We start from the raw sequence: 23161 nt of genomic DNA on the forward strand, positions 1-23161 counted from the left end.
AGTCTGACGTTATGACGACACGACCGATCAGGCTGGGCGTACAGGTCCAGCCGCAGCACGCCGACTATCCCACCATTCGCGCCGCCGTCCAGGAGCTCGAGCAGCTCGGGGTCGACATCCTGTTCAATTGGGATCACTTCTTTCCGCTGAGCGGCGAGCCAGACGGCCTGCACTTCGAGGCCTGGACCGAGCTGGCTTCCTGGGCCGAGCTGACGAGCCGTGTCGAGTTCGGCAGCCTCGTCAACTGCAACAGCTACCGCAATCCCGACCTTCAGGCAGACATGGCCCGTACCATCGACCACATCAGCGCGGGAGACACCGGCACCGGCCGTTTCATCTTCGGCACGGGGTCAGGCTGGTTCGAGCGCGACTACGACGAATACGGTTACGAGTTCGGCACTGTCGGCCAGCGGCTGGATGCCCTCGCCGAGGCCCTCCCCAGGATCGAGCAGCGCTGGGCGAAGCTCAACCCGGCCCCGACCCGCAAGATCCCCGTGATGATCGGCGGTGGCGGCGAGAAGAAGACCCTGAGGATCGTGGCGCAGCACGCCGACATCTGGCACAGCTTTGCCGCTCCGGACGACCTCGAACGCAAGCTTGGCATCCTGGCAGAGCACGGCGCTGCTGTGGGCCGCGATGTGAGTCAGATCGAGATCTCGAACGAACTCCGCGGCCGCAGCGAGACCGATGCCGATGCGCTGCTCGCGCACGGCGTGACCCTGTTCACGCTCGGAATCACCGGGCCCGACTACGACTTCTCCGAGGTGAAGCGCTGGATTGCGTGGCGAGATGCCCAGAACGGCTGAGCCGGTCGACTGAACACAAAGGTAGTTAAAGCGCGTCGACTGCCTCGAGGATGACCGGCACCTCGGTGCGGCTCGTGTAGTCGACGTGGATGTCGGCGAAGGTGACAACGCCGTCGGCCGCGATCACGAGCACCGTCGGGAACGGGATGGCCGCGGTGGCGTCGGCGTTGTTGTCGGCGACGGCGAAACCGAGCTGGCCGTGAGCATCCTGTGCTTCCGTGCTGGGCGCCGTGACGATGCCGAGTCGGCGCGCGAGGGCGTTGCCGGGGTCCGAGAGCACGGTGAACGAGAGGTCGTCCTTGAGGATCGCGGCTTCTGTCCCTTCGGGAGTCTGCGGGCTGATCGCGACGAGGCGAACACCTTTCTCGGCGAGGGCAGGAGCGAGGTTCTCGTTGTAATGCTTGAGGGTGATATTGCAGTACGGGCACCACGCGCCCCGGTAGAAGACGAGCACAGCGGGGGAGCCGGCGAGTTCGTCAGGCAGTCTGATCGTCGTTCCGTCGGCGCGCACCAGTGTTGCCTCGGGAAGGGCGTCACCGGCGGAAACGACCGCGGAGGGGAGGCCGGCGGAGACGAGATCCTTCTGCTCGAGCGCAAAGACCTCGGCCAGCACGGGACCCACGGCCTCGTTGAAGCCGGTGGTGAATTCGGTGACGCTCGATCGGATGCTCGTGGTGCTCCTGGTGCTGGTGCTCTGGGTGCTGCTCATGGCGTGCCTCCTCGGGGTGGTGTGCACCGAACTTACGCATCTTCACCGGGAGGCCGGCTGGGAGCCCGTAACGGAGCGTCATAGTCGAAAATGTGCAGACTTCGTCCACTTCCCGCCATCGTGTCTCCGGGTGCGTCCGAGGTCGGCCGTCGTCGCTAGCCTGACGAGGTGAGTATCGACAGAACCGCCGAGGGTCCCGGTCGCCGAGTGGTCCTGGCCATGATCGTGACGGTGCTCGCCTGGGCCAGCGCGTTCATCGTCATCAGGGGAACCGGCGAGTTCATCTCCGGTGGTGCGCTCGCGCTCGGTCGACTCGTGGTCGGCGCCATCGTGCTCGGCGTCATCGCCCTGATGGGTGGGGCGTGGGTGCGGCCGACGAAACGCGAATGGCTTCAGGTGATCGGTTTCGGGGTGCTGTGGTTCGGGGCATACAACGTCGCCCTCAACATCGCCGAACAGACCCTCGACGCTGGCACCACGGCGATGATCGTCGGTGTCGGGCCCGTGTTGATGGCGCTCGGAGCCGGCGTATTCCTGGGTGAGGGAATCCCGAAGTGGCTGGCGATCGGAGCCGGTGTGGCTCTGCTCGGTGTCATCCTGATCGGTATCGCGTCAGGCGCGTCGGATGTGGGGGACGGCAGTGGCGTCCTGTGGTGCATCGCTGCAGCGCTGACCTACACGGTCGGAGTGCTGCTGCAGAAGCCCGCCCTGAGGCGCCTTCCCCACACCCAGGTGACGTGGCTGGGGTGCGTGATCGGCATGGTGGCGTGCCTTCCGTTCTCGGCAGACCTGCTTCGTGAGGCGATGGATGCCCCGGCCAGCGCCATCGCCGGCGTGATCTATCTCGGCGCCGTGCCGACCGCGCTCGCGTTCACGACGTGGGCGTACGCACTCTCCCGCACCCCCGCGGGCCAGCTCGGAATCACCACATACCTGGTGCCGCCCATCGTGATCCTGCTCGGCCTCATCGTCTTCGGAGAGGTGCCAGCGGCACTCGCCGTGGTGGGTGGTGCGGTCTGTCTCGTGGGGGTCGCGTTGTCCCGTCGGCGCCCGCGCACACCCGCCGCCGCCGTCCTCGTTACCGATCCGGGCAAAACCGTGGCAGAATAGCGAGTCGAGTCTTGTCGACCCCGACCCTCTAATCCGGCGTCGACAGGAATCCATCAGAGCTTTTGTGCCGAGTGTGCCCCCACGCTCACGGCTAGCGGTTCGCCACCAAAACCAACTCTCTACGAGTTATCACACCAACAGGAGCATTGTGGCCGTCAAAATTCGTCTCAAGCGCATGGGCAAGATCCGCGCGCCGTACTACCGCATCGTCGTCGCCGATTCGCGCAACAAGCGCGATGGTCGCTCGATCGAGGAGATCGGCAAGTACCACCCCACCGAAGAGCCGTCGTTCATCGAGGTCGACTCAGAGCGTGCCCAGTACTGGTTGGGTGTCGGCGCACAGCCGAGCCCGCAGGTCGAGGCCATCCTGAAGCTCACCGGCGACTGGGGAATCTTCAAGGGCGACAAGAACGCCGTCAGCACCGTCAAGACCAAGGAAGCCAAGGAAGTTTTCCAGGCCGACGAGAAGAAGAAGCCGGTTCTCAAGCCCAAGGCCGAGAAGCCTGCTGAGAAGCCCGCCGACGCTCCCGTCGCTTCCGACGACGCTGAGGTCACCGAGGCGCCCGCCGCTGAGGAAGCCGCAGCAGACGCCGACAAGGCGTAGCGAATGCTCGCTCCTGCTCTCGAACACCTGGTCAAGGGGATCGTCGATCACCCCGACCAGGTTCAGGTCGTCGCAAAAAGCTCGCAGCGCGGTGATGTCCTCGAGGTGCGTGTGCACCCAGAAGACCTCGGCCGTGTCATCGGGCGCGCAGGCCGCACCGCGAAGGCGCTCCGCACCCTGGTTTCGGCTCTCGCCGACGGCCAGCGCGTGCGCGTCGACGTGGTCGACACCGACGCTTAGTCAGTCACGGTGTCAGAGCACAAGGTAGCCCCAGCGACATCCACGAAGTCGAAAGACAGCGAGGCTCAGGATTCGTCGACCGGTCAGGCGGTCTCGAAACCGAACAAATCGCAATTGAGGGTGGGGCGCCTCACCAAGGCGCACGGCCTCAAAGGTGCCATCAAGGTCGAGCTGTACACGGATGCCCCGGAACGACGTTTCGTTCCGGGCGCCGTGTTCTCCCTTCAGGTGCCCAGCAGTTCGGACTGGCATGGTAAGACTCTCGAGCTGATCGAGCTCAAGTTCTACAACGCCCAGCCTGTCGCCTTCTTCAAGGGCATCCTCGACCGCTCCACGGCCGAGACCCTCATCAAGGCCATCCTCTGGATCGAACACGATCCCGCGGAGAAGTCCGATGAAGAAGATGCCTGGTTCGACCACCAGCTCATCGGGCTGTCCGTCATGCGCGACGGCGTCAAGGTCGGAACGATCTCACAGATCGATCATTTTCCCGCGCAGGATCTCATCACGGTCGACACTGAAACCGGGGATGTGCTCGTCCCGTTCGTGAAGGCGATCGTCGCCGCGGTCGACATCGAGGCCGGCACCATGACGGTCACACCTCCACTGGGCCTGTTCGAGGAGATCGCCGACGACGTGCCCGACGAGGCCGAGTCCACTACCGGGAACTAGCCGTGAAGATCGACATCGTGACGATCTTCCCGGAGTTCTTCGGCGTGCTCGATGTGTCGCTGCTAGGCAAGGCACGCCAGTCTGGCCTCATCGACGTCGACGTCCACAACCTGCGGGACTTCACCCACGACCGGCACCGCACGGTGGATGACACCCCCTACGGCGGGGGCGCCGGCATGGTGATGCGACCTGAGCCGTGGGGCGAAGCGCTCGATTCGGTGGTGGTCGAGGAATCCGTCGTCATCTTCCCTTCACCGGCAGGCGAAGTCTTTTCGCAGGCGACGGCACGGGAGCTCGCCCTGGAACCCAGGCTGGTATTCGGCTGCGGCCGGTACGAGGGCATCGATCAGAGGGTCATCGATGTCGCGAGGTCGAAGGCGCGGGTTCGCGAGATCAGCCTCGGCGATTACGTGCTGAACGGTGGCGAGGTCGCCGTCATGGCGATGATCGAGGCGATCGGTCGACTGGTCCCCGGCGTCATCGGCAATGCCGCGAGCCTTGACGAAGAGAGCCACGAAGGCGGCCTGCTCGAATACCCGAGCTACACGAAGCCCGCGCAGTGGCGAGACCTGGATGTGCCGCCGGTGCTGCTCAGCGGCAATCACGGAGCTATTGCCGCCTGGCGACGGGAACAGCAGCTCGAGAGAACCCGTCGGGTTCGGCCGGACCTGCTGCCGTAGCGTCCCGCCTGTCGCTAGCGGCGGGCCGTCAGGACGACGGGACCGTTCTCGGTGATCGCCACGGTGTGCTCGACGTGTGCGGCCCTGGAGCCGTCTTCGCTGCGAAGGGTCCAGCCATCCGGGTCCGTGAAGATTCTGTCGGTGCCGATCATCAGCCACGGCTCGATGGCGAACACCAGTCCGGCGCGCAGGGGGAGGCCTCGACCGGGCCGGCCGTCGTTGGGGATGTGCGGATCGCCGTGCATCGTGCGACCCACGCCGTGGCCACCGAAGTCGACGTTGACGCTGTAGCCGTCCGCGTGGGCGACGGCGCCGATCGCGGCCGAGATGTCGCCGATCCTGTTGCCGATCGTCGCGGCCGCGATACCGGCGTCGAGCGCGCGGGTCGTGGTGTCGATGAGGGCAATGTCTTCCGGGGCGGCGGTGCCCACGACGAAGCTGATGGCCGAGTCGGCAACCCATCCATTGACCGAGGCCGCGAAATCGAGAGAGACCAGGTCACCGTCACGCAGGGTGTAGTCGTGAGGGAGCCCGTGGAGTGCCGCGTCATTGACCGAGGTGCACAGGACCTTGCCGAAGGGCGAGGCGCCGAACGACGGGTGGTAGTCGATGTAGCAGCTCTCCGCGCCGACCTTGCGGATCATGTCGTGGGCCAGCCTGTCGAGAGACAGCAGGTTGGTGCCGACTGTGGATGCCGCGGCAGTGGCCTCGAGTACACTCGCGACGAACCGTCCGGCGGCGCGCATCTGCTCGATCTCGGCGGGGGTGCGTAGTTCTATCACCTGACCGATAGTACGGCGTGGCTGGTGAGCACCCTCCGCGATGGCGAACCAAGTAGCCATGGACCCGCCGGATGTGCGAGAATGATCGTTCGTGCCCACATCCGGCTCTGCCACAGGGGTTTCGGTTGGTCTTCATGGAGATTCATCGGGCACACACTCCATTCTTTTCTACTGAACACGCGTTCGGCCTGTGGCGGGCGCAGAGAGCGAAAACTCCATGCATATCCTCGACGCAGTCGATGCACCCTCACTGAAAGACAACATCCCGGACTTCCGCGCCGGCGACAACGTCAAGGTGCACGTCAACATCATCGAAGGCACGCGCGCACGAATCCAGGTTTTCCAGGGCGTCGTCATCGGCCGCTCGGGTGAGGGTGTCCGCGAGACTTTCTGTGTTCGCAAGGTCAGCTTCCAGATCGGTGTCGAGCGAACCTTCCCGGTTCACTCCCCGGTCATCGACCACATCGAGATCGTCACCCGCGGTGACGTCCGACGCGCCAAGCTGTACTACCTCCGCGCTCTTCGCGGCAAGAAGGCGAAGATCAAAGAGAAGCGCGACTTCTAAGTCAGCGCATCGCCTATCGGCTCCCTTGCCGAAGGCGTTATGAGCATTTCCTGAGCTCCCGGCAACATATGCTTGCTGGGAGCTCAGGGGTTTAATGACAAGTGAAGTGCAGCCTGCCGTCGCCGACGGTGCTGATTCGAGGCGACCGCGCAACGGTCGTGGATGGAAGATCTTTCTCCGCGACATCCTGTTGATATTCCTGGCGGCGCTGCTGATCTCGTTCCTGATCAAGACCTTCCTGATCCGCTCGTTCTACATCCCGTCGGACTCGATGAACAGCACCCTCATCCAGCAGGATCGCATCATCGTCAACCAGCTCGAACCGGGGCTCATCCCCATCGAGCACGGCGATGTCGTCGTCTTCCGCGACCCGGGAAACTGGCTTCCCCCGAAGGTCGACGTGCCGGTGAATGGCTTCGTCGGAGCGGTGGATGCCGTGCTCGGCTTCGTGGGGCTGAGTGCGCCCGACAGCAACGACCACCTCATCAAGCGTGTCATCGGACTGCCGGGCGACACGGTCAGGTGTTGCAACGACTTCGGCCAGATCACGGTCAACGGAATCCCGCTCGAAGAGCCGTACATTCTTCTGCCTGATGGCGTCTCCAAGGCGACGCGCGACGACTGGGAGGTGACGGTCCCCGAAGACAAGCTCTGGGTGATGGGGGACAACCGTTACAACTCGGCAGACTCCGCGTATCACCGCGACGACCCGACCGGCGGTTTCGTGCCGATCAGCAACATCGTGGGACGTGCCCTGCTCATCAGCTGGCCCGTCGACCGATGGACCTGGCTCGACAACTATCCGGTGACCTTCCGTGATGTCGGCAGCGGCACCTCAGGGCAGTAATGCCCGTCGCTGATCCGACTCTCGATCTGGAGCGCCAGCTCCACAGCGACGGTGCGAGGTTCGTCATCGGCTGCGACGAGGTCGGGCGGGGTGCCATCGCGGGGCCCGTCGCTGTCGGGATGTCGGTGGTCGGCCCTGGAATCGGCACGCAACCGGCAGGCATGCGGGATTCGAAGATGCTGAGCGAGAAGCGGCGGGAAGCGCTGGCTCCGCTGGCGCAGGAGTGGTCGCTGCACTCCGCGGTCGGTCTCGCCACGGCGGCCGAGGTCGACTCGTTCGGCATCATGGCCGCGCTGGGGTTGGCGGGCAAACGCGCCCTCACCGCGCTGCACGAGTCAGGGGCATCCATCATGGAGTGTGTGGTGCTGCTCGACGGATCGTTCGACTGGCTGAGCCCGGCACTCGCCACCCCGCTGCGCGTGCGAACGCAGGTGAAAGCCGACAGGGACTGCGCCTCAGTGGCAGCGGCATCCGTCATCTCGAAGGTGCATCGCGACCGGCTGATGATCGCGGCTGACGAATCCCTGCCGGGTTACGGCTGGAAGGGCAACAAGGGATACGGATCCGCGGAGCATTTCGCGGCCATTGCGAGTCTCGGCGCGACCGAACTCCACCGGCACACGTGGTTGCGCGCTGGAGCGGGGAAGAGCGCGCAGCACTCCAGCGACGCCAGCGCCGAAGGAGCCGGCGACTGAGGGCTCCTGCCTGCGCTGTCTCAACCGATTAGACTCAACGCAGCATGGATGAAGACGAGTTCGAAGACTACGACCGCGAGGTCGAGCTTGCGCTGTACCGCGAGTACCGCGATGTCGTGAGCCAGTTCCGCTACGTGGTGGAGACCGAGCGGAGGTTCTACCTCGCCAACGAGGTCGAGCTCGTGCGCCAGGACACCGAGCACGACTTCTACTTCGAACTCACGATGAATGATGTGTGGGTCTGGGACGTCTACCGCTCTGATCGTTTCGTGAAATCCGTGCGGGTGCTCACGTTCAAAGACGTCAACGTCGAAGAGCTGTCGGCGAAAGAGCTGGAGCTTCCGAAAGAGCTCGCGCTCGACGAATAGCGATCGGCGGGACCACATGATCTTCTGGATCAACGGGCCTTTCGGGGCAGGCAAGACCACGCTCGCAAACCTGATGGTGCAGCGGATGCCCAATGCCCACTTCATCGACACCGAGCGCATCGGGTACCTGCTGAATCCGGTACTCAGCACCCTTCGGCCCGTTCAGAATTTCCAGGATTGGCCAGCGTGGCGAGCGCTGGTCGTTACCTATCTGACAGAACTGCACGAGGAACTCGGCGGTACCCTCATCGTCCCTCAATCGGTGTTCGTGGAGGCTTATTGGGCCGAACTACGCGAGGGCCTGGCCGACCTCCCGGTCAGAGCGATAACGCTGAACGTCCCTGTGGGTGAACTGGAGCGCAGAATCCGATCCGATGAGATCGAAGCTGGATCCGTGAACTGGCGACTCGAGCGTATCGATGACTACGTTGCGGCTCTCCCGTGGTTGCGTCGCGAAACTGACATCGTGGACGCCTCATTACCGGCCCATGAACTGGCGGACGCACTCTCGTCACGGTGAGAACCACACGCCCGCGAATGTGGTCATCGAGCTGTGTCACAGCCTGGGAGTACCCTCGTGACCATGATCGACGAAGAGGCGCTTATCGGGTGGATGCTCGACTCTGATCCGTCCCTCCGGTGGCGGGTCGAACGTGATCTTGTGGGTTCGCCCCCTGAAGTATGGGAAACGACTCGCAGCCGAGTGGCGACCGAAGGCTTCGGGGCGCGCCTGCTCGCTCTTCAGGATGATGACGGTCAGTGGGCCGGCGGCGCCTACTTCCCGAAAGACTTCGATTTCGAGGGACCCGAAGCCGCAGAAGGTGCTGGCCAGCCGTACACGGCGACGACCTGGTCACTCAACCTGCTTCGTGACCTGGGAACGGATGCCGCTGCCCTCGGCAATACTGCCGAGAAGCTCGCGACCAACAGCCACTGGGAGTACGACTCCAGCGTCAGTTACTGGATGGGGGAGGTGGACGCGTGCATCAACGGCTTCACCATTGCGAACGGCGCGTGGCTCGGAGCTGACGTGACCGGTATCGCGCAATGGTTCGTCGAGCACCAGATGTCGGAGGGCGGGTGGAACTGCGAATGGGAGAACGGTTCGACGCGGTCCTCCTTCCATTCCACACTCAATGCGCTGGACGGGATTCTCTCCTTCGAGAAGGCAACCGGTGGCAGTCGCGAGCTGACGGCTGCCCGCCTGGCTGCGCAGGAGTACCTGCTCGAGCGTCGGTTGATGTTCCGGCTCTCGACGGGCGAGCAGGTCGCACCCTGGGTCGATAAGTTCGCATATCCGTTCCGCTGGTTCTACAGCGTGCTTCACGCTGTCGACTATGTCAGGGAGGCATCGCTGCACGATGGAGTGGCTCCCGACCCCCGGATGGCTGACGCCGTCGAGGTGATCCGCGCTGACCGCCAGCCTGACGGGACCTGGCTCCAGGGGCGCCGTCACCCCGGCCGCGTCTGGTTCGAGGTGGATGTGGATGCCGGCGAACCGTCGCCGTGGCTGACGTTCCACGCCATGCGCGCTCTCCGATGGTGGGACGCTGCGAGCCACTAGTCCTCCACAGCGTGGTGAGGTCGTAGTAGAGCACTGATCGAGCGGACAGCGTCCCGAACATGACCCAGTGCGCCACTCTCGAGGCATGGCAGCAAAAGATGCACTGGGCGTGCGCGGTGAAGCAGTCGCCGCGAGGTACCTGCAGCTGGCGGGGCTGTCCATCATCGACCGCAACTGGCGGTGCGCCCAGGGCGAGATCGACCTCGTGGCGCAGCACGGAGGCGAACTCGTGTTCGTCGAGGTGAAAACCCGGTCGAGCGTCGCATTCGGGCATCCACTCGAAGCCATCACCGCCACCAAGCTCGCCCGGCTCCGTCGGCTGGCTGCTGCCTGGTGTGAAGCTCACCCCGGCAGATACGACAGCATCAGGATCGATGCCGTCGGCATCATCATGCCTGCCGTCGGTGAGGTCGAAGTAGAGCATCTCGAGCGGGTGTTCTGATGGCGATCGGCCGCACCTGGTCGGTATCGCTGCTGGGCCTGCGCGGGGCCGTGGTCGAGATCGAGGCAGACATCTCGAGCAATCTCCCCGCCTTCGTGCTGATCGGCCTGCCCGATGCAGCGCTTGGCGAAGCAAAAGACCGGGTGCGCGCGGCAGCGACCAACTCAGGATGCGGGCTGCCCAACCGCAAGATCACCGTCAACCTCTCGCCTGCCGCCCTTCCCAAGCACGGATCGGGTTTCGATCTCGCGATCGCTCTCGCTGCGCTCGCGGCGGCTGGCACGATCAGGCCGGAGTCGATCGACACCGTGCTTCACCTGGGCGAGCTCGGCCTCGACGGGAGGCTGCGGCCGATCGACGGCATCCTCCCCAGCGTGTTGGCGGCGTCTCGTGCGGGCTTCACCTCGGTCATGGTCGCGACCGGCAACGCGGATGAAGCGTCACTCGTGCCCGGCGTCAGGGTCATTCCCGTCGCCTCGCTGCGGGATGCCGCGATCTGGCACGGCGGTGCGTTCGAGCCCGAGCCGGTCGACGCCATCCTGCGCCCGGTTCTTCACGAGCGGATAGACGATTCGGGTGACCTGGCGGATGTCGCTGGCAACACCGACGCGGTCGAGGCCATGATCGTCGCCGCTGCTGGAGGCCACCACGTGTTCCTCCTCGGTCCTCCCGGGGCGGGGAAGACGATGCTTGCCTCGCGGCTGCCGGGGCTTCTGCCCGATCTCGACTCCGAGGCCGCGCTTGAAGTGAGTTCGATCAGATCCCTGTGCGGCCTGCCGGTCGGAGGGGCCCTGTCCAGGCGACCTCCACTCGAGAGTCCTCACCATACGGCGACCGCGGCAGCTCTCGTGGGCGGGGGCAGCGGGCAGATCCGTCCGGGGGCGGCGGCTCGGGCATCCCACGGCGTGCTCTTCCTCGACGAAGCCCCGGAATTTTCGCCCTCGGTGCTGGATGCGTTGCGGCAGCCGCTCGAATCCGGCGTCATCAGCATCCATCGCGCCAACGCGGTCGCGCACTTCCCGGGCCGCTTCCAGCTCGTGATGGCAGCGAATCCCTGCCCGTGCGGCCAGTATGGAGCGAAAGACTCGGAGTGCACCTGCCCGCCGAACTCCCGCCGACGGTATGTCGGCAGGCTGTCCGGCCCACTGCTCGACCGCATCGACATCCAGTTCAGGGTGCAGCGCATCACGGCCGCGCAATTGAGGGTGTCCGCCGAGGGCTCGCACACGTCCAGTGCGTCGGCCAGGGTGAAAGTGGTGGATGCCAGGGCTGCGGCTGCCGACCGGCTCGCTTCCACACCGTGGTCGGTGAACTCGGAGGTTCCGGGAACCTGGCTGAGGAGCCGGGCGACGCGGCTGGGGCTGTCGACGACAACCGACATCGACCGCGCACTCGAGCGCGGCGGAATCACCATGCGTGGCTATGACCGCATCCTGCGGCTGGCGTGGACCATCTGCGATCTGGACGGTGCCGTGGTCCCCACGGCCGGGCACGTGGGGCAGGCGCTGTTCCTGAGGAGGGCGATCTCGAGTTGAGTATGTTCGGTGTGAAAGAAGCAGAGGTCGCCGAGCTGGTGAGGAGTGTGGCTGGCGCCGATCTCGACCGCGGCGGCATCGAGGAGCGATTCGCGCGCGCTGCCTGGAGTGGAATCTCAGAACCGGGCGACAGCGTCGCAGGGGAGCTCGTCGCCACGCTCGGAGCGCCGATGGCGCTGACCGCTCTCATCGACCGCTGGACTCCTGGGGCGTTCCTCGAGAGGCTCGGGTCGAGCAACCTCTCGGCTGGTGACATCCAGACGGCCGTGGATCGGTGGATGCCGCGACTCGAGCCCGGTCGCACCATCGTCGCTCTTCGCCAGGCCGCGCGCTTCGGCGCCAGACTGCGGGTGCCCGGCGACGAGTCATGGCCAGCTCCACTCGATGACCTCGGTGCATACGCCCCACTGGCGCTGTGGACTCGGGGCACCGAACAGGCTCTCGCATCGCTCGGTCGGTCGATTTCGCTGGTCGGCGCACGGGCCGCGACCGGATACGGCGAACACGTCACGATGGAGGCATCGGCCGGACTGGTGGACCGCGGATACGCGATAGTCTCCGGGGCGGCCTATGGAATCGACGGGATGGCCCATCGGGCGGCGCTGGCCAGTCACGGGATGACGGTGGCGTTCCTCGCTGGAGGGGTTGACCGCTTCTATCCGAGTGGTCACGATGCGCTGCTGGGCCGGATCGTTGAGCACGGAATGGTGATCTCGGAACTGCCCTGCGGATCCCAGCCCACGCGATGGCGGTTCCTGCAGCGAAATCGGCTGATCGCTGCCGCGAGTCTCGCGACGATGGTGATCGAAGCGGGCTGGCGTTCCGGTTCTCTCAACACCGCGCATCACGCTCTCAGCCTGTCGAGACCCGTGGGCGCGGTGCCGGGACCCGTCACCAGCGCGGCCTCTGCCGGTTGTCACAAGCTGATCCGCGATTCGCTCGTCACGTGTGTCACGAGCGCGGAAGAGATGGCCGAACTGGCCCCACTGGATGCTCACATAACCAGAGCCGGTGACGAGCCCGCATCGCCACGCGGAGATACCAGCTCCGCCAGCAGAAACCCCACCACAGCCAGGGTCGTGGATGCGCTCAGCAGCCGATCACCACGGCAGGCCAGCGACATCGCGACACGGTCGGGGTTGTCGATCGGGGATGTCCGCGCCGAACTGGGGCGGATGCTTCTGGACGGCGCGGTCCGCGAGGGAGAGCGGGGGTGGACCAGGCGCACAGAGTCGTCGGAGAAGCGCGGTCAGTCATGAGCCCCTGAGCAGTAAGGGGGCGCAATGGCAGTGGGGCGGAATAGTCTGGGAGTGTGATCCAACTCGGACAGTATCCCGCCGCATCCCACGTCATTGCGCACGTCAGCGACACCCACCTCCTCGGTGGCGGGCGCCCATTGTACGGGCAGGTAGACACCATCGAGCACCTCTCACGGGCGATGGCCCAGCTCGAACGATCGAGCGCCACACCACAGGCCATCGTGTTTACCGGCGATCTGGCGGACCTCGGGGAGCCTGATGCCTACGAGCGGCTGAAGGCGATCGTCGAGCCCGCCGCGGCGCGCATGGGCGCGCAACTGATCTGGGTGATGGGCAATCACGACGAGCGCATCGAGTACTCGCGACTGCTGTTCGGCGAAGAGTCCGAAGCCCCCCAGGACCGCGTCTACAACGTGGATGGCCTCCGAATCATCTCCTTCGACACCACTGTGCCCGGATACCATCACGGCGAGATCACCGACGATCAACTCGACTGGCTGGCCGACGTGCTGGCCAGCCCGGCCGAGCACGGCACGATTCTCGCCATCCATCACCCGCCCATCCCCACCCCCATGCTGGAAGCCATGGGCATGCTCGAGCTGCGCGACCAGCCCCGGCTGGCTGAGGTCCTTCGCGGATCGGACGTTCGAGCCATCCTCGCCGGACACCTGCACTACTCCACGCACAGCACGTTCGCCGGAATCCCGGTCTCCGTCGCCTCGGCTACCTGCTACACGCTCGACATCAGCGCCGAAGACAGGTTGCTCTCCGGCGTCGATTTCGGCCAGTCCGTCAATGTCGTCCATGTCTACGGCGAGCAACTGGTGCACTCGATCATTCCCGTCGGCGCCACCACGGAAGTCTCGGGTTTCCCCGCATCGGCTCTGCCGCAGCTCGAGGCCATGACACCCGAGGAGCGTCTCGAAGCGTTCTCGTCCAAGAACTCGACCTTCAACATGGCCGAAGAGGAGAGTTCGGGGCAGGCATGACCCTCGAAGTCACCGTAGGGAAGTTCATCGACCATCTGGCCGCGGAGCGCGGGTTCAGCGAACATACGGTGCGGTCATACCGCTCAGACCTGCTCCAGCTCGCTGCCTTTGCTGCCGAACGCGGTGCCGTGGACGACGGTGACCTCGACCTCGACCTGCTGCGCGACTGGCTCTGGCGGTCGTCACAGGATGGGCTCTCCCGTGCCACTCTGGCGAGGCGAGCCGCATCCGCCCGGAGCCTCACCAGTTGGCTGGCGCGCACGGATGCCGTCCCGACCGATGCCGCTGCGCGCCTCAAAGCGCCGAAATCCGAGCACCACCTGCCTCGGGTGCTCAACCGCGAGCAGATGGATTCGATCCTGGGCACTCTCGCACACCGTGCCAGCTCCGGTGATCCCCTCGCTCTACGCGACCTCGCGATCGTCGAACTGCTGTACGCCTCTGCGCTCCGCGTCAGCGAACTCACAGGGCTCGGGGTTGCCGATGTCGACCAGGGGCGGCTGACCGTCCGCGTTCTCGGGAAAGGCTCAAAGGAGAGGGTGGTGCCCTACGGTGTGCCGGCGCGCGCAGCGATCGACACCTACCTGCGACACGGCCGGCCCGCGCTGGTCGTGGAGAGGGCAATCGAGAGTGGGATGACACCAGGTGGATCTGCCCCGCTGTTCGTCGGCGCTCGCGGAGGGCGCCTCGCGAATCGTACGGTGTACGGACTCGTGTCGGCACTGCTCGAGTCGGTTCCGGGATCGGGTCCTGCCGGACCCCACACTCTTCGTCACACGGCAGCGACCCATCTTCTCGATGGGGGAGCAGACCTCAGGTCCGTTCAGGAGATGCTCGGGCACGCGAGTCTCGGAACGACGCAGCTGTACACCCACGTCTCCACCGAGCGGCTCAAGGAGAGCTACCGCATCGCCCATCCCCGCGCCTGAGGGTGCCGGGGTCAGGAACCGGAGGGGACCTGAGCCTGGTAGACGGTGAGCACGCGCTCCAGGTAGTCGGTGATCACGTCGCGCTGGTCGGCAGGAAATGAACCGATGACGCTGTCGATGCCCGTGATCATCGGCATGAGCACCCCCATGGCCTGGGCGACTGATGGGGGGCTCGGCACGATAACGACTGATCGACGGTCGGTCGGATGCTGCGCACGACTCACGTGACCGACGGCTTCGAGCCTGTCGACCACCGTCGTGACGGCAGCGGTGCTCAGGTGGAGTCGTTTTGCGAGATCGGTGGGCCCGAGGGGTCCGCTCGAGATCAGATGGGTCATGGCATCGAGGTCTGTGGAATTGACCGACAACTCACGCCTCATGTGATCGACGAATGCGTCATTCGCTGAAATCATCTCGCGCAGCAACACGGTCGCGCGATGGACGGAGCCACCCGCGGCATCCGGAGTGTCATACGCGGTTGTCATGTTGCCGAGTTTAGCGCTATCTTTTTCGACAGGTAAGTAGTTCGACTATCGAAAGAAATTATGAATCGGCTCACGCATTTCATTACAGCTCGCAGGACGTCGTGGATTGTTCTCGTGGGTGCAGTTCTCGCAGCAGGCGCGCTCTTTTCGATCGGTTCGGGAGCTGATGGAGAGTCGTCCCCTGGCGTCGGTCTCCCCTCGAGCGCCGAATCATCGCTGGTGGCTGCTGCGCAGGAGAACCTGCCTGGCACCGACGCGAGTTCCGCCCTGCTGGTGTTCAGCAGGGGCGGTGACATGACGGATGCGGAATCCGCCCGTGATCGACTCACCGACTCCGACGTAGCGGCCATTACCGACAGGGCTGCCGAACTCGCTGACCTCTCGCTCGATGGATTCGTTCCACCGCCCTCGATCTCTGACGATGGCACTGCGGCGCTAGTCGTCGTGCCGCTCGAATCGTTGAGCGACGTGGGGGAACAGGCTGACCGCGCAACCGAGCTCCGCGGCATCGCCAACGACGGTCTGCCGAGCGGCCTGGGCGCGCTCCTGACCGGCCCCGAGGGGTTCGCCGTGGATGTCGCCGCCGTCTTCGAAGGTGCCGACGTCACCCTGTTGCTCACCACCGTGATCGTGGTCGGCGTGCTTCTGCTCGTGACGTATCGCAGCCCCTGGCTGTGGCTCGTGCCCCTGGTCGTCGTGGGGCTCGCCGACGGACTCGCCGGGATCGTGGCGGCGAGGGTGGGGTCGCTCCTCGGAATCACCCTGGATGCCTCCATCACGGGCATCCTCTCGGTGCTGGTCTTCGGTGCCGGTACCAACTACGCCCTGCTGCTGATCGCCCGCTATCGCGACGAACTGCGAGTTGTCGAAGATCGTCGGCAGGCCATGGCGAAAGCCCTGCGCGGTGCCGGGCCCGCCATCCTCGCCAGCGGCAGCACGGTCGTGCTGGCGTTGCTCACTCTCGCCTTTGCCCAGCTCGATGGCAACCGTGCCCTCGGCATTGCCTGCGCCGTGGGGGTCGTCATCGCCATGATCTTCGCGCTGTTCGTCCTGCCCGCAGCGCTCGTGCTCTTCGGCCGCGGGCTGTTCTGGCCCTACATCCCGAAATTCGGCTCACAAGGAAGCGCCGATCGCGGAGTCTGGCACAGGCTCGGGATTCTGGTCTCCCGCAAGCCTGTCGCCGTCGCGATCGTCGGTGCCCTGGTGCTGGGTGCGCTCGCACTGGGCGTGCCCCAGATCCGCATCGGTCTCGCGCAGACCGAGCGCTTCACGGCTGTGCCCGAAGCTGTCGTCGGTCAGAACATCCTCGCTGACGCGTTCTCTGCCGGTAGCGGATCTCCCGTTGTGATCATCTCCAACAACGACACGGTCGACGACGTCGTGGATGCCGCCACCGCCGTCGACGGAGTCGTCTCGGCCACTCCCGGCGTCACGGACGGCACCATTACCCAGGTCGACGTCGTGCTGGACGCCGCCGCAGAAACCCCGGAGTCGTTCTCCGCGGTGACGGAACTGCGTGACGCTGTGCACGGGATCGACGGGGCCGACGCTCTCGTCGGCGGGCTCGATGCGCAGACCCTGGACGTCACGGCGGCGCAGACCGCCGACCAGAATCTCGTGATTCCGCTCATCCTGATCCTCGTGTTCCTCGTGCTCGTGGTGCTGTTGAGGTCTCTCGTCGCCCCTCTGCTGCTGCTGGCCACCGTCGTCGCGTCGTTCTTCGCCAGCCTCGGAGCAAGCTGGCTGCTATTCAGGTCGGTGTTCGATTTCCCAGCGGTGGATACGAACGTCGTGCTCTTCAGCTTCCTCTTCCTCGTGGCGCTCGGTGTCGACTACAACATCTTCCTGGTGACGAGAGCGAAGGAGGAGTCCATCGAGCACGGCACGAAGGTGGGAATGATCCGGGCCCTGTCGACAACCGGTGGCGTGATCACCAGCGCGGGAATCCTGCTGGCCGCTGTCTTCGCCGTGCTGGGGGTGCTGCCGCTGATCACCCTCACCCAGATCGGGATCATCGTGTGCATCGGCGTTCTTCTCGACACCCTGCTCGTGAGGACCGTTATCGTGCCATCGCTCGCCTTCATCACCGGCGAGAAGTTCTGGTGGCCAGGCCGCCCGGCACACCACCACGCTCATCGCCTGGTGGGAAGCAGCACTGACGGTTCTATGCCTCCGAGGTAGAGCAGCGGAGAGACGTATTGCCCGTCGAATCGAACACCGAAGTGCAGGCAAGCACCGGTGCAATGCCCCACGATGACCGTGCCGATCGGGTCACCGCGAGCAACGGCGTCCCCTTTACTGAGCGTGGTTTCGACCGGCTCGTAGCTCGAGATGAGGCCGCCGGGGTGCCTGATCGACAGCACGGGGCGGTCGACGACCACCCCGGCGAAGTGCACGACGCCATCGGCTGGCGCGTGCACAGTGCCGCTGCCGGCCGGGAGATCGACTCCGCGGTGTCCGCTGGAGTACGCGGTCGCTGGTGCCAGGTACTGGCGTATCAGTACCCGGGGCGGGTCCACCGGCCAGTCCCATGCCGGTCGGGGAGCGGCGGAGTCGACAGTGCCCGGCACGAGCAGCATCAATGAAACGACGATGATGGATCGGAGCATCCACCCATGATCGCGATCCGGCCACGTTGCGCGCCCGAGCACGGCAGCACTCGTGAAGTAATGGCGGTAGCGCGCGAAGTGGGGGAGCGGTGCTATCATTTTCGAAGCACTCGGAGCAATCCGGGTGACTACGCGTGCCCGTGTTCGCCCGGTAAACGGAACAGAACACCTTTGGCCACCACATCCATTCAGTCCTGGAAACAGGCGGTTGTGTGCCCGGGCACCAGGTTCCGCACCGACCGGTAGCGGGAAAAACTGAGAAATGGCACGAGGCTGCTGAAAAGCAGCGTGCCGAGAAGGAGCACGGTCATGGCCGTTGTCACCATTCGCCAGCTGCTCGACAGCGGCGTTCACTTTGGACACCAGACCCGTCGGTGGAACCCGAAGATGAAGCGCTTCATCCTGACCGAGCGTTCGGGAAGCCACATCATCGACCTCCAGCAGTCGCTGAAGCACATCGACGCCACGTACGACTACGTCAAGGAGACGGTCGCCCACGGCGGAACGATCCTCTTCGTCGGCACCAAGAAGCAGGCCCAGGGCTCCATCGCCGAGCAGGCACAGCGTGTCGGCCAGCCCTATGTCAACCAGCGCTGGCTCGGTGGGCTCCTCACCAACTTCCAGACCGTCTCCAAGCGCCTCGCGCGCATGAAGGAGCTCGAAGAGGTCGACTTCGACGACACCACGCGTGGTTTCACGAAGAAGGAACTGCTCATCCAGAAGCGCGAGCTCATCAAGCTCCAGAAAAGCCTCGGTGGAATCCGCAACCTGACGAAGACCCCGTCTGCCGTCTGGATCGTCGACACCAAGAAGGAGCACCTCGCGATCGACGAGGCGCACAAGCTCAACATCCCCGTCATCGCGATCCTCGACACCAACTGCGATCCCGACGACGTGCAGTACCCGATCCCGGGTAACGACGACGCCATCCGCTCGGTCGGCCTGCTGACGCGCATCATCGCGGATGCTGCTGCCGAGGGTCTCATCCAGCGTCACCAGAAGCCCGAAGACGGCGCCGAGGTCGAGCCGCTGGCCGCATGGGAAGCAGAGCTTCTCGCATCCTCGGAGACCCCGTCCACCGAGGCCGAGAAGATCGAGGCCGTCGACGGTCGCGTCGGGTCGACCACGGCAGACACCGAGGCTGTCGCCGAGGTCGTCGCCGCTGCCGTTCCCGTCGAGGAGAACGACGCTGACGCTGTCGCCGCGAAGAACGAGGCCGCTGCAGACGAGACCATCGTTCCCGAGCACCACGTCGAGTCCGACGAGGAGACCGAAGCGAAGATCGAAGCCGAGGCTACTGACGCAGAGAAGACCCCTGCTGCAGAGAAGGCCCCTGCCAAGGCTGCTCCCAAGAAGCCCACAGCCGCGAAGTAATCTCAGCACCGCATTTTTCGGCACTGTCGGCATCGGCAGCGCCAGACCAATAGTGAGGAAGAATAATGGCAGACGTTAGTCTCGCTGACATCAAGGCCCTGCGCGAGCGCCTCGGCACCGGCATGGTCGACACCAAGAACGCACTCGTCGAAGCTGAGGGCGACCTCGAGAAGGCCGTCGAGATCCTGCGACTCAAGGGTGCGAAGGGCAACGCGAAGCGCGCTGACCGTTCCACGAGCGAGGGCCTCATCGCCGCCGTCGAGAGCGCAACCGCCACCACGATGATCGAGCTCGCATGCGAGACCGACTTCGTCGCCAAGAGCGACAAGTTCGTCGCGCTGGGCAACGTCGTGCTCCAGGCTCTCGCCGATTCCGGCGCTGAGACCCTCGAGGCAGCACTCGCCGTCCTGTCCGAGGGCAAGACCCTCGCGGCAGTGATCGACGACGAAGCCGCGATCCTGGGCGAGAAGGTCGAACTGCGTCGTGTCATCCGGGTTCCCGGCGACACGTTCTCGGTATACCTGCACCGCACCAACAAAGACCTGCCTCCGCAGGTCGGTGTCGTGCTCTCGTACACCGGTGACGATGCGGAGACCGCTCGCAGCATTGCGCAGCACATCTCGTTCGCCGACCCGCAGTACCTGACCCGCGAAGACATCCCGGCCGCAGACGTAGAGAACGAGCGTCGCATCGTCGAGGAGATCAGCCGTGGCGAGGGCAAGCCTGAAGCCGCGCTTCCCAAGATCGTCGAAGGCCGTGTGAACGCCTACCTCAAGCAGGTCGCACTGCTCGAGCAGGACTACGCCCGTGACAACAAGCTCACGATCAGCAAGGTTCTCGCAGACGCGAAGATCGATGTGACAGGCTTCGCCCGCTTCAAGGTCGGCGCCTAACCATCCACCTCCCGAGCCTGTCCCGCATCGCCCACCGGCGATCGTCGGGGCAGGCTCGAGGTCTGTCCGGGCGCAGGTCGGTCGGGATAACCTGTAGCGAGACCTGCGCGTGATCGCCGCCCCATCGAACCCCCCACGAAGGAGAACCATGACCGACGGTCGCAAGCGCCGAGTACTTCTCAAGCTATCCGGTGAGGCCTTCGGCGGTGGCTCCCTGGGGGTCAACCCCGACGTGGTGTCCTCCCTCGCCAAAGAGATCGCAGCGGCATCGTCCGATGTCGAGATCGCGATTGTCGTGGGTGGTGGCAATTTCTTCAGGGGCGCTGAGCTCAGCCAGCGGGGAATGGATCGCGGCCGCGCCGACTACATGGGCATGCTCGGCACCGTCATGAACGCTCTCGCCCTTCAGGACTTCCTGGAGCAGGCCGGTGCTGCCACCCGTGTGCAATCGGCCATCTCGATGACCCAGGTCGCCGAGCCGTACATCCCGCGCAGGGCCGAACGGCACCTCGAAAAGGGCAGGGTCGTCATCTTCGGCGCTGGTGCCGGGCTTCCCTACTTTTCTACGGACACGGTTGCAGCCCAGCGTGCGCTCGAGATCAGTGCGAAGGTCGTGCTCGTCGCGAAGAACGGAGTCGATGGCGTGTACGACTCCGATCCCCGCAGCAATCCGCAGGCCAGGAGAATCGACGAGATCACCTACCAGGAAGCGCTCGTGCAGGGGCTCAAGGTCGTCGATTCGACCGCATTCAGCCTCTGCATGGATAACTCGATGCCGATGGTCGTGTTCGGCATGGAGCCCGCGGGCAACCTGACGAAGGCGATCCGCGGCGATCGCATCGGTACCCTCGTTTCCAATTAGTCCATAGTCCGCGCAGCCGACCGGCTGGCGGGCCCAGGGGTGCTCTCCCTCTAAACTTGAGCAAGACGCAAAGGAGTTGCCGTGATCAGCGACGTTTTGGCAGAGGCCAAAGAGAAGATGCAAAAGGCTCTTGAGGCCGCGAAAGACGATTTCGGCACTGTCCGGACGGGGCGGGCGAATCCGGCCCTGTTCCAGAAGGTGCTCGTCGACTACTACGGCACGCCGACCCCGCTCGCGCAACTCGCCTCCATGGTGAACCAGGAGGCGCGCACCCTCCTCATCACCCCGTACGACAAGAGCGCACTCAAGGACATCGAGAAGGCCATCGTCGGCGCATCCAACCTCGGTGCCAGTGTCGGAAACGACGGCAACGTCATCAGGGCGACTCTGCCCGAGCTCAACGAGGAGCGACGTCGCGAGTTCGTCAAGATCGTGCGCGACAAGGCCGAGCAGGCGCGAGTGAGCCTCCGCAACATCCGACGCAAGGCGAAGGATGACCTCGACAACCTCAAGGAGGTCGGCGAGGACGAGATCGCGCGCGCCGAGAAGGAACTCGAAGCAGCCACCAAGCAGCATGTCGACGCCATCGACGACGCCCTCAAGCGCAAGGAAGCCGAGCTGCTCGAGGTCTGATGGCGAGTGACTTCGAGGCGCAGGTTCGCGCCACCAACGACAAGATCAACGCGCGAACCGGCAGGCCGCTCGTCCGCGCGATCGTCGTTGGCCTGGTGCTCGGTCTCGCGTTGCTGGCGAGCCTGCTGATCGTCAAAGAACTCTTCATGATCTTTGCCGGCGCGCTCGTCGGATTCACGGCCTGGGAGCTGGCGAGTGCCCTGCGCTTCGCGGGGCGGCGTGTGCCTCGGGTTCCCGCTCTCATCGCCGCCCTCGCGGTCGTGCCAGCCGCCTTCTACTGGCTGGCTGCCGGGCATTGGCTCGTGACGCTGGCGGGAATCGCCCTGGTCGTCATCTGGCGGCTGGCTGAGTTGGTGAGGCCGACGGCGCGCACCTCGGCTCGAGAGGTGATGCTCGACCTCGGGGCCGGCGTGTTCATCATGATGTACATCGCCTTCATGGCGGGATTCACCGTGCTGCTCACGGCCCAGGAGGGCGGCCAGTTCTGGACTCTCGCCTTCCTCATCGTCGTCGTGTCAGTCGATGTCGGGGCGTATGCGACGGGACTGACTTTCGGGAAGCATCCCATGGCGCCCACGATCAGCCCGAAGAAGACCTGGGAAGGCTTCGCGGGGTCCGTCGCTGCCGCCGTCATAGCGGGCATCCTGACGGCCATCTTCATGCTCGGGCAGCCGTGGTGGGTCGGTCTCATCCTCGGAGCGGTACTCGTGCTGACGGCGACGGGGGGAGACCTCGCAGAATCGCTCATCAAGCGTGATCTCGGTATCAAGGACATCAGCACCTGGCTGCCTGGACACGGGGGTTTTCTCGACCGTGTCGACTCCTCGCTGTTGTCCGGTGCGGCGGCGTATGCGCTCTTCCTGATGTTCACGTAGGTCTGTCGTCAGGTATCGCGGAAGCTTCTCCGGCACAATGTAGGGGTGAGCACAACATTTCCGCGAAGCCGCAAGTCCAGACTCGGGTACAACATCGACCAGGTCGAGGACTTCCTCGAGGAGGCCCGGCGCGCGTATACCGCCGCGGCCGACCAGCCCAATGTGCTCGATGCCGACAACATCCGCACCATGGCATTCGCCATGCAGAAGGGCGGATATTCGACCAGCCATGTCGATGCGGCCCTCGAGCGACTGGAGGATGCGTTCGCGTCACGGGAGAGGGAGCGTGTCGTCGCCAGTGACGGCGACGCCGCCTGGTACGCCAGGGCGCGGAGCTCGGCCCAAACGATTCTCGACAGGCTCGCTCGGGACGAAGGACACAAGTTCTCGAGGGTCGGTCCGTTCACCACGGGATACCACCCCGCTGACGTGGATGCGTTCGCCGAACGGATGGTCGGCTACTTCCAGCACGGCAAGACTCTCAGCGTCGACCATGTCCGCACCGTCGTCTTTCGAACGGTGAAAAGGGGTTACAACGAGCAGCAGGTCGACCTTCTGCTGGACTCTGTCATCGACGTGATGCTGGCGGTCAAATGACCCCGGGTGCGACTTTCCCAGCTTTCTGGGCTAAAAT

Annotated in this window: 28 protein-coding genes; 24 read left to right on the forward strand and 4 right to left on the reverse strand. The window is 64.8% G+C overall.

The features are described from left to right. Positions 1-11 precede the first annotated feature (11 nt). Positions 12-806: an LLM class F420-dependent oxidoreductase gene (locus IWX81_RS00345; protein WP_199279319.1), complete on the forward strand. Its 795-nt coding sequence runs from the start codon at positions 12-14 to the stop codon at positions 804-806. Positions 807-831: 25 nt separating this feature from the next. On the opposite strand, the gene IWX81_RS00350 is transcribed toward IWX81_RS00345, so the two are convergent. Further along, on the reverse strand, positions 832-1515 hold the full coding sequence (locus IWX81_RS00350; RefSeq protein WP_199279320.1) for a peroxiredoxin-like family protein: 684 nt from the start codon (positions 1513-1515) through the stop codon (positions 832-834). 168 nt (positions 1516-1683) lie between these two features. Here IWX81_RS00350 and IWX81_RS00355 point away from each other — a divergent pair, with 168 nt between their 5' ends. The 5 genes from IWX81_RS00355 (at position 1684) to trmD (ending at position 4821) form a co-directional block, all read left to right on the forward strand. Beyond that, positions 1684-2625 carry a DMT family transporter gene (locus IWX81_RS00355; RefSeq protein WP_334592449.1) on the forward strand — a complete coding sequence of 314 codons (942 nt, stop codon included), beginning with the start codon at positions 1684-1686 and terminating at the stop codon, positions 2623-2625. Between the two features lie 148 nt (positions 2626-2773). Further along, positions 2774-3229 (forward strand): 30S ribosomal protein S16, encoded by a 456-nt coding sequence (rpsP, locus tag IWX81_RS00360; RefSeq protein WP_199279321.1) that lies wholly within the window; start codon positions 2774-2776, stop codon positions 3227-3229. 3 nt (positions 3230-3232) lie between these two features. After that, positions 3233-3469 carry an RNA-binding protein gene (locus tag IWX81_RS00365; RefSeq protein ID WP_199279322.1) on the forward strand — a complete coding sequence of 79 codons (237 nt, stop codon included), beginning with the start codon at positions 3233-3235 and terminating at the stop codon, positions 3467-3469. A gap of 120 nt (positions 3470-3589) precedes the next feature. Continuing rightward, complete coding sequence (rimM, locus tag IWX81_RS00370; RefSeq protein WP_199280352.1) at positions 3590-4141, forward strand: ribosome maturation factor RimM; 552 nt, start codon at positions 3590-3592, stop codon at positions 4139-4141. Between the two features lie 2 nt (positions 4142-4143). Further along, complete coding sequence (gene trmD, locus IWX81_RS00375) at positions 4144-4821, forward strand: tRNA (guanosine(37)-N1)-methyltransferase TrmD (RefSeq protein WP_199279323.1); 678 nt, start codon at positions 4144-4146, stop codon at positions 4819-4821. A 14-nt stretch (positions 4822-4835) separates the two neighbouring features. Here the strand turns inward: trmD and map are convergent, their stop codons facing one another. Continuing rightward, positions 4836-5603: a type I methionyl aminopeptidase gene (gene map / locus IWX81_RS00380; RefSeq protein WP_199279324.1), complete on the reverse strand. Its 768-nt coding sequence runs from the start codon at positions 5601-5603 to the stop codon at positions 4836-4838. A 217-nt stretch (positions 5604-5820) separates the two neighbouring features. Between map and rplS the strand changes: the two genes are divergently transcribed. The 11 genes from rplS to IWX81_RS00435 all read left to right on the forward strand — a co-directional run bounded on the left by rplS (position 5821) and on the right by IWX81_RS00435 (position 14796). Further along, positions 5821-6168 carry a 50S ribosomal protein L19 gene (rplS, locus tag IWX81_RS00385; RefSeq protein WP_097061393.1) on the forward strand — a complete coding sequence of 116 codons (348 nt, stop codon included), beginning with the start codon at positions 5821-5823 and terminating at the stop codon, positions 6166-6168. Between the two features lie 94 nt (positions 6169-6262). Then, positions 6263-7015 carry a signal peptidase I gene (gene lepB / locus IWX81_RS00390; RefSeq protein WP_199279325.1) on the forward strand — a complete coding sequence of 251 codons (753 nt, stop codon included), beginning with the start codon at positions 6263-6265 and terminating at the stop codon, positions 7013-7015. Further along, the gene (locus IWX81_RS00395; protein ID WP_199279326.1) at positions 7015-7710 is read left to right on the forward strand and encodes a ribonuclease HII; all 696 of its coding nucleotides are present in this window, start codon (positions 7015-7017) and stop codon (positions 7708-7710) included. Before lepB ends, IWX81_RS00395 begins: the two co-directional genes overlap by 1 nt. Before the next feature lie 44 nt (positions 7711-7754). Continuing rightward, positions 7755-8078 (forward strand): DUF2469 family protein, encoded by a 324-nt coding sequence (locus tag IWX81_RS00400; protein ID WP_097061390.1) that lies wholly within the window; start codon positions 7755-7757, stop codon positions 8076-8078. 16 nt (positions 8079-8094) lie between these two features. Beyond that, positions 8095-8598 (forward strand): AAA family ATPase, encoded by a 504-nt coding sequence (locus IWX81_RS00405; protein ID WP_199279327.1) that lies wholly within the window; start codon positions 8095-8097, stop codon positions 8596-8598. Positions 8599-8661: 63 nt separating this feature from the next. Then, positions 8662-9642 (forward strand): squalene cyclase, encoded by a 981-nt coding sequence (locus IWX81_RS00410; protein ID WP_199279328.1) that lies wholly within the window; start codon positions 8662-8664, stop codon positions 9640-9642. 85 nt (positions 9643-9727) lie between these two features. Further along, on the forward strand, positions 9728-10084 hold the full coding sequence (locus IWX81_RS00415; protein WP_199279329.1) for a YraN family protein: 357 nt from the start codon (positions 9728-9730) through the stop codon (positions 10082-10084). Further along, complete coding sequence (locus tag IWX81_RS00420; RefSeq protein WP_199279330.1) at positions 10084-11619, forward strand: YifB family Mg chelatase-like AAA ATPase; 1536 nt, start codon at positions 10084-10086, stop codon at positions 11617-11619. Before IWX81_RS00415 ends, IWX81_RS00420 begins: the two co-directional genes overlap by 1 nt. Before the next feature lie 2 nt (positions 11620-11621). Further along, on the forward strand, positions 11622-12878 hold the full coding sequence (dprA, locus tag IWX81_RS00425; protein ID WP_199280353.1) for a DNA-processing protein DprA: 1257 nt from the start codon (positions 11622-11624) through the stop codon (positions 12876-12878). 53 nt (positions 12879-12931) lie between these two features. Further along, positions 12932-13867: a phosphodiesterase gene (locus tag IWX81_RS00430; RefSeq protein ID WP_199279331.1), complete on the forward strand. Its 936-nt coding sequence runs from the start codon at positions 12932-12934 to the stop codon at positions 13865-13867. Next, on the forward strand, positions 13864-14796 hold the full coding sequence (locus tag IWX81_RS00435; protein WP_199279332.1) for a tyrosine recombinase XerC: 933 nt from the start codon (positions 13864-13866) through the stop codon (positions 14794-14796). Before IWX81_RS00430 ends, IWX81_RS00435 begins: the two co-directional genes overlap by 4 nt. Before the next feature lie 11 nt (positions 14797-14807). Here the strand turns inward: IWX81_RS00435 and IWX81_RS00440 are convergent, their stop codons facing one another. Further along, positions 14808-15281: a MarR family winged helix-turn-helix transcriptional regulator gene (locus tag IWX81_RS00440; RefSeq protein ID WP_334592461.1), complete on the reverse strand. Its 474-nt coding sequence runs from the start codon at positions 15279-15281 to the stop codon at positions 14808-14810. A 114-nt stretch (positions 15282-15395) separates the two neighbouring features. On the opposite strand from IWX81_RS00440, the gene IWX81_RS00445 reads away from it, so the two are divergent. Then, the gene (locus IWX81_RS00445; RefSeq protein WP_334592463.1) at positions 15396-17462 is read left to right on the forward strand and encodes an MMPL family transporter; all 2067 of its coding nucleotides are present in this window, start codon (positions 15396-15398) and stop codon (positions 17460-17462) included. Here IWX81_RS00445 and IWX81_RS00450 read toward each other — a convergent pair. Next, the gene (locus IWX81_RS00450) at positions 17414-17989 is read right to left on the reverse strand and encodes a M23 family metallopeptidase (protein WP_334592465.1); all 576 of its coding nucleotides are present in this window, start codon (positions 17987-17989) and stop codon (positions 17414-17416) included. The genes IWX81_RS00445 and IWX81_RS00450 overlap by 49 nt on opposite strands. A 210-nt stretch (positions 17990-18199) precedes the next feature. Between IWX81_RS00450 and rpsB the strand changes: the two genes are divergently transcribed. The 6 genes from rpsB (at position 18200) to IWX81_RS00480 (ending at position 23124) form a co-directional block, all read left to right on the forward strand. Then, complete coding sequence (rpsB, locus tag IWX81_RS00455; RefSeq protein ID WP_199279334.1) at positions 18200-19264, forward strand: 30S ribosomal protein S2; 1065 nt, start codon at positions 18200-18202, stop codon at positions 19262-19264. Between the two features lie 65 nt (positions 19265-19329). Continuing rightward, positions 19330-20157, forward strand: a complete 828-nt coding sequence (gene tsf, locus IWX81_RS00460) for a translation elongation factor Ts (RefSeq protein ID WP_199279335.1) — start codon at positions 19330-19332, stop codon at positions 20155-20157. Positions 20158-20305: 148 nt separating this feature from the next. After that, positions 20306-21019: a UMP kinase gene (pyrH, locus tag IWX81_RS00465; RefSeq protein ID WP_199279336.1), complete on the forward strand. Its 714-nt coding sequence runs from the start codon at positions 20306-20308 to the stop codon at positions 21017-21019. A gap of 81 nt (positions 21020-21100) precedes the next feature. Beyond that, positions 21101-21652, forward strand: coding sequence for a ribosome recycling factor (gene frr / locus IWX81_RS00470; protein WP_199279337.1), 552 nt, complete (start codon positions 21101-21103; stop codon positions 21650-21652). Next, positions 21652-22527: a phosphatidate cytidylyltransferase gene (locus tag IWX81_RS00475; protein ID WP_199279338.1), complete on the forward strand. Its 876-nt coding sequence runs from the start codon at positions 21652-21654 to the stop codon at positions 22525-22527. Before frr ends, IWX81_RS00475 begins: the two co-directional genes overlap by 1 nt. Before the next feature lie 45 nt (positions 22528-22572). Then, positions 22573-23124, forward strand: coding sequence for a DivIVA domain-containing protein (locus IWX81_RS00480; protein WP_199279339.1), 552 nt, complete (start codon positions 22573-22575; stop codon positions 23122-23124). The last annotated feature ends 37 nt before the right edge of the window (positions 23125-23161 follow it).

The organism is Salinibacterium sp. CAN_S4 (genome assembly GCF_015752305.1).
Lineage (GTDB): Bacteria > Actinomycetota > Actinomycetes > Actinomycetales > Microbacteriaceae > Rhodoglobus.

Excerpts from the sequence above, each read along its gene's own strand:
- IWX81_RS00450 (WP_334592465.1), bottom strand. The coding sequence starts at position 17,989 with ATGATAGCACCGCTCCCCCACTTCGCGCGCTACCGCCATTACTTCACG.
- tsf (WP_199279335.1), top strand. The coding sequence starts at position 19,330 with ATGGCAGACGTTAGTCTCGCTGACATCAAGGCCCTGCGCGAGCGCCTC.
- IWX81_RS00440 (WP_334592461.1), bottom strand. The coding sequence starts at position 15,281 with ATGACAACCGCGTATGACACTCCGGATGCCGCGGGTGGCTCCGTCCAT.
- dprA (WP_199280353.1), top strand. The coding sequence starts at position 11,622 with ATGTTCGGTGTGAAAGAAGCAGAGGTCGCCGAGCTGGTGAGGAGTGTG.
- IWX81_RS00395 (WP_199279326.1), top strand. The coding sequence starts at position 7,015 with ATGCCCGTCGCTGATCCGACTCTCGATCTGGAGCGCCAGCTCCACAGC.
- IWX81_RS00410 (WP_199279328.1), top strand. The coding sequence starts at position 8,662 with ATGATCGACGAAGAGGCGCTTATCGGGTGGATGCTCGACTCTGATCCG.
- IWX81_RS00400 (WP_097061390.1), top strand. The coding sequence starts at position 7,755 with ATGGATGAAGACGAGTTCGAAGACTACGACCGCGAGGTCGAGCTTGCG.
- pyrH (WP_199279336.1), top strand. The coding sequence starts at position 20,306 with ATGACCGACGGTCGCAAGCGCCGAGTACTTCTCAAGCTATCCGGTGAG.
- IWX81_RS00435 (WP_199279332.1), top strand. The coding sequence starts at position 13,864 with ATGACCCTCGAAGTCACCGTAGGGAAGTTCATCGACCATCTGGCCGCG.
- IWX81_RS00345 (WP_199279319.1), top strand. The coding sequence starts at position 12 with ATGACGACACGACCGATCAGGCTGGGCGTACAGGTCCAGCCGCAGCAC.
- IWX81_RS00405 (WP_199279327.1), top strand. The coding sequence starts at position 8,095 with ATGATCTTCTGGATCAACGGGCCTTTCGGGGCAGGCAAGACCACGCTC.
- IWX81_RS00365 (WP_199279322.1), top strand. The coding sequence starts at position 3,233 with ATGCTCGCTCCTGCTCTCGAACACCTGGTCAAGGGGATCGTCGATCAC.
- IWX81_RS00475 (WP_199279338.1), top strand. The coding sequence starts at position 21,652 with ATGGCGAGTGACTTCGAGGCGCAGGTTCGCGCCACCAACGACAAGATC.
- IWX81_RS00415 (WP_199279329.1), top strand. The coding sequence starts at position 9,728 with ATGGCAGCAAAAGATGCACTGGGCGTGCGCGGTGAAGCAGTCGCCGCG.
- rplS (WP_097061393.1), top strand. The coding sequence starts at position 5,821 with ATGCATATCCTCGACGCAGTCGATGCACCCTCACTGAAAGACAACATC.
- IWX81_RS00350 (WP_199279320.1), bottom strand. The coding sequence starts at position 1,515 with ATGAGCAGCACCCAGAGCACCAGCACCAGGAGCACCACGAGCATCCGA.
- rpsB (WP_199279334.1), top strand. The coding sequence starts at position 18,200 with ATGGCCGTTGTCACCATTCGCCAGCTGCTCGACAGCGGCGTTCACTTT.
- IWX81_RS00420 (WP_199279330.1), top strand. The coding sequence starts at position 10,084 with ATGGCGATCGGCCGCACCTGGTCGGTATCGCTGCTGGGCCTGCGCGGG.
- lepB (WP_199279325.1), top strand. The coding sequence starts at position 6,263 with ATGACAAGTGAAGTGCAGCCTGCCGTCGCCGACGGTGCTGATTCGAGG.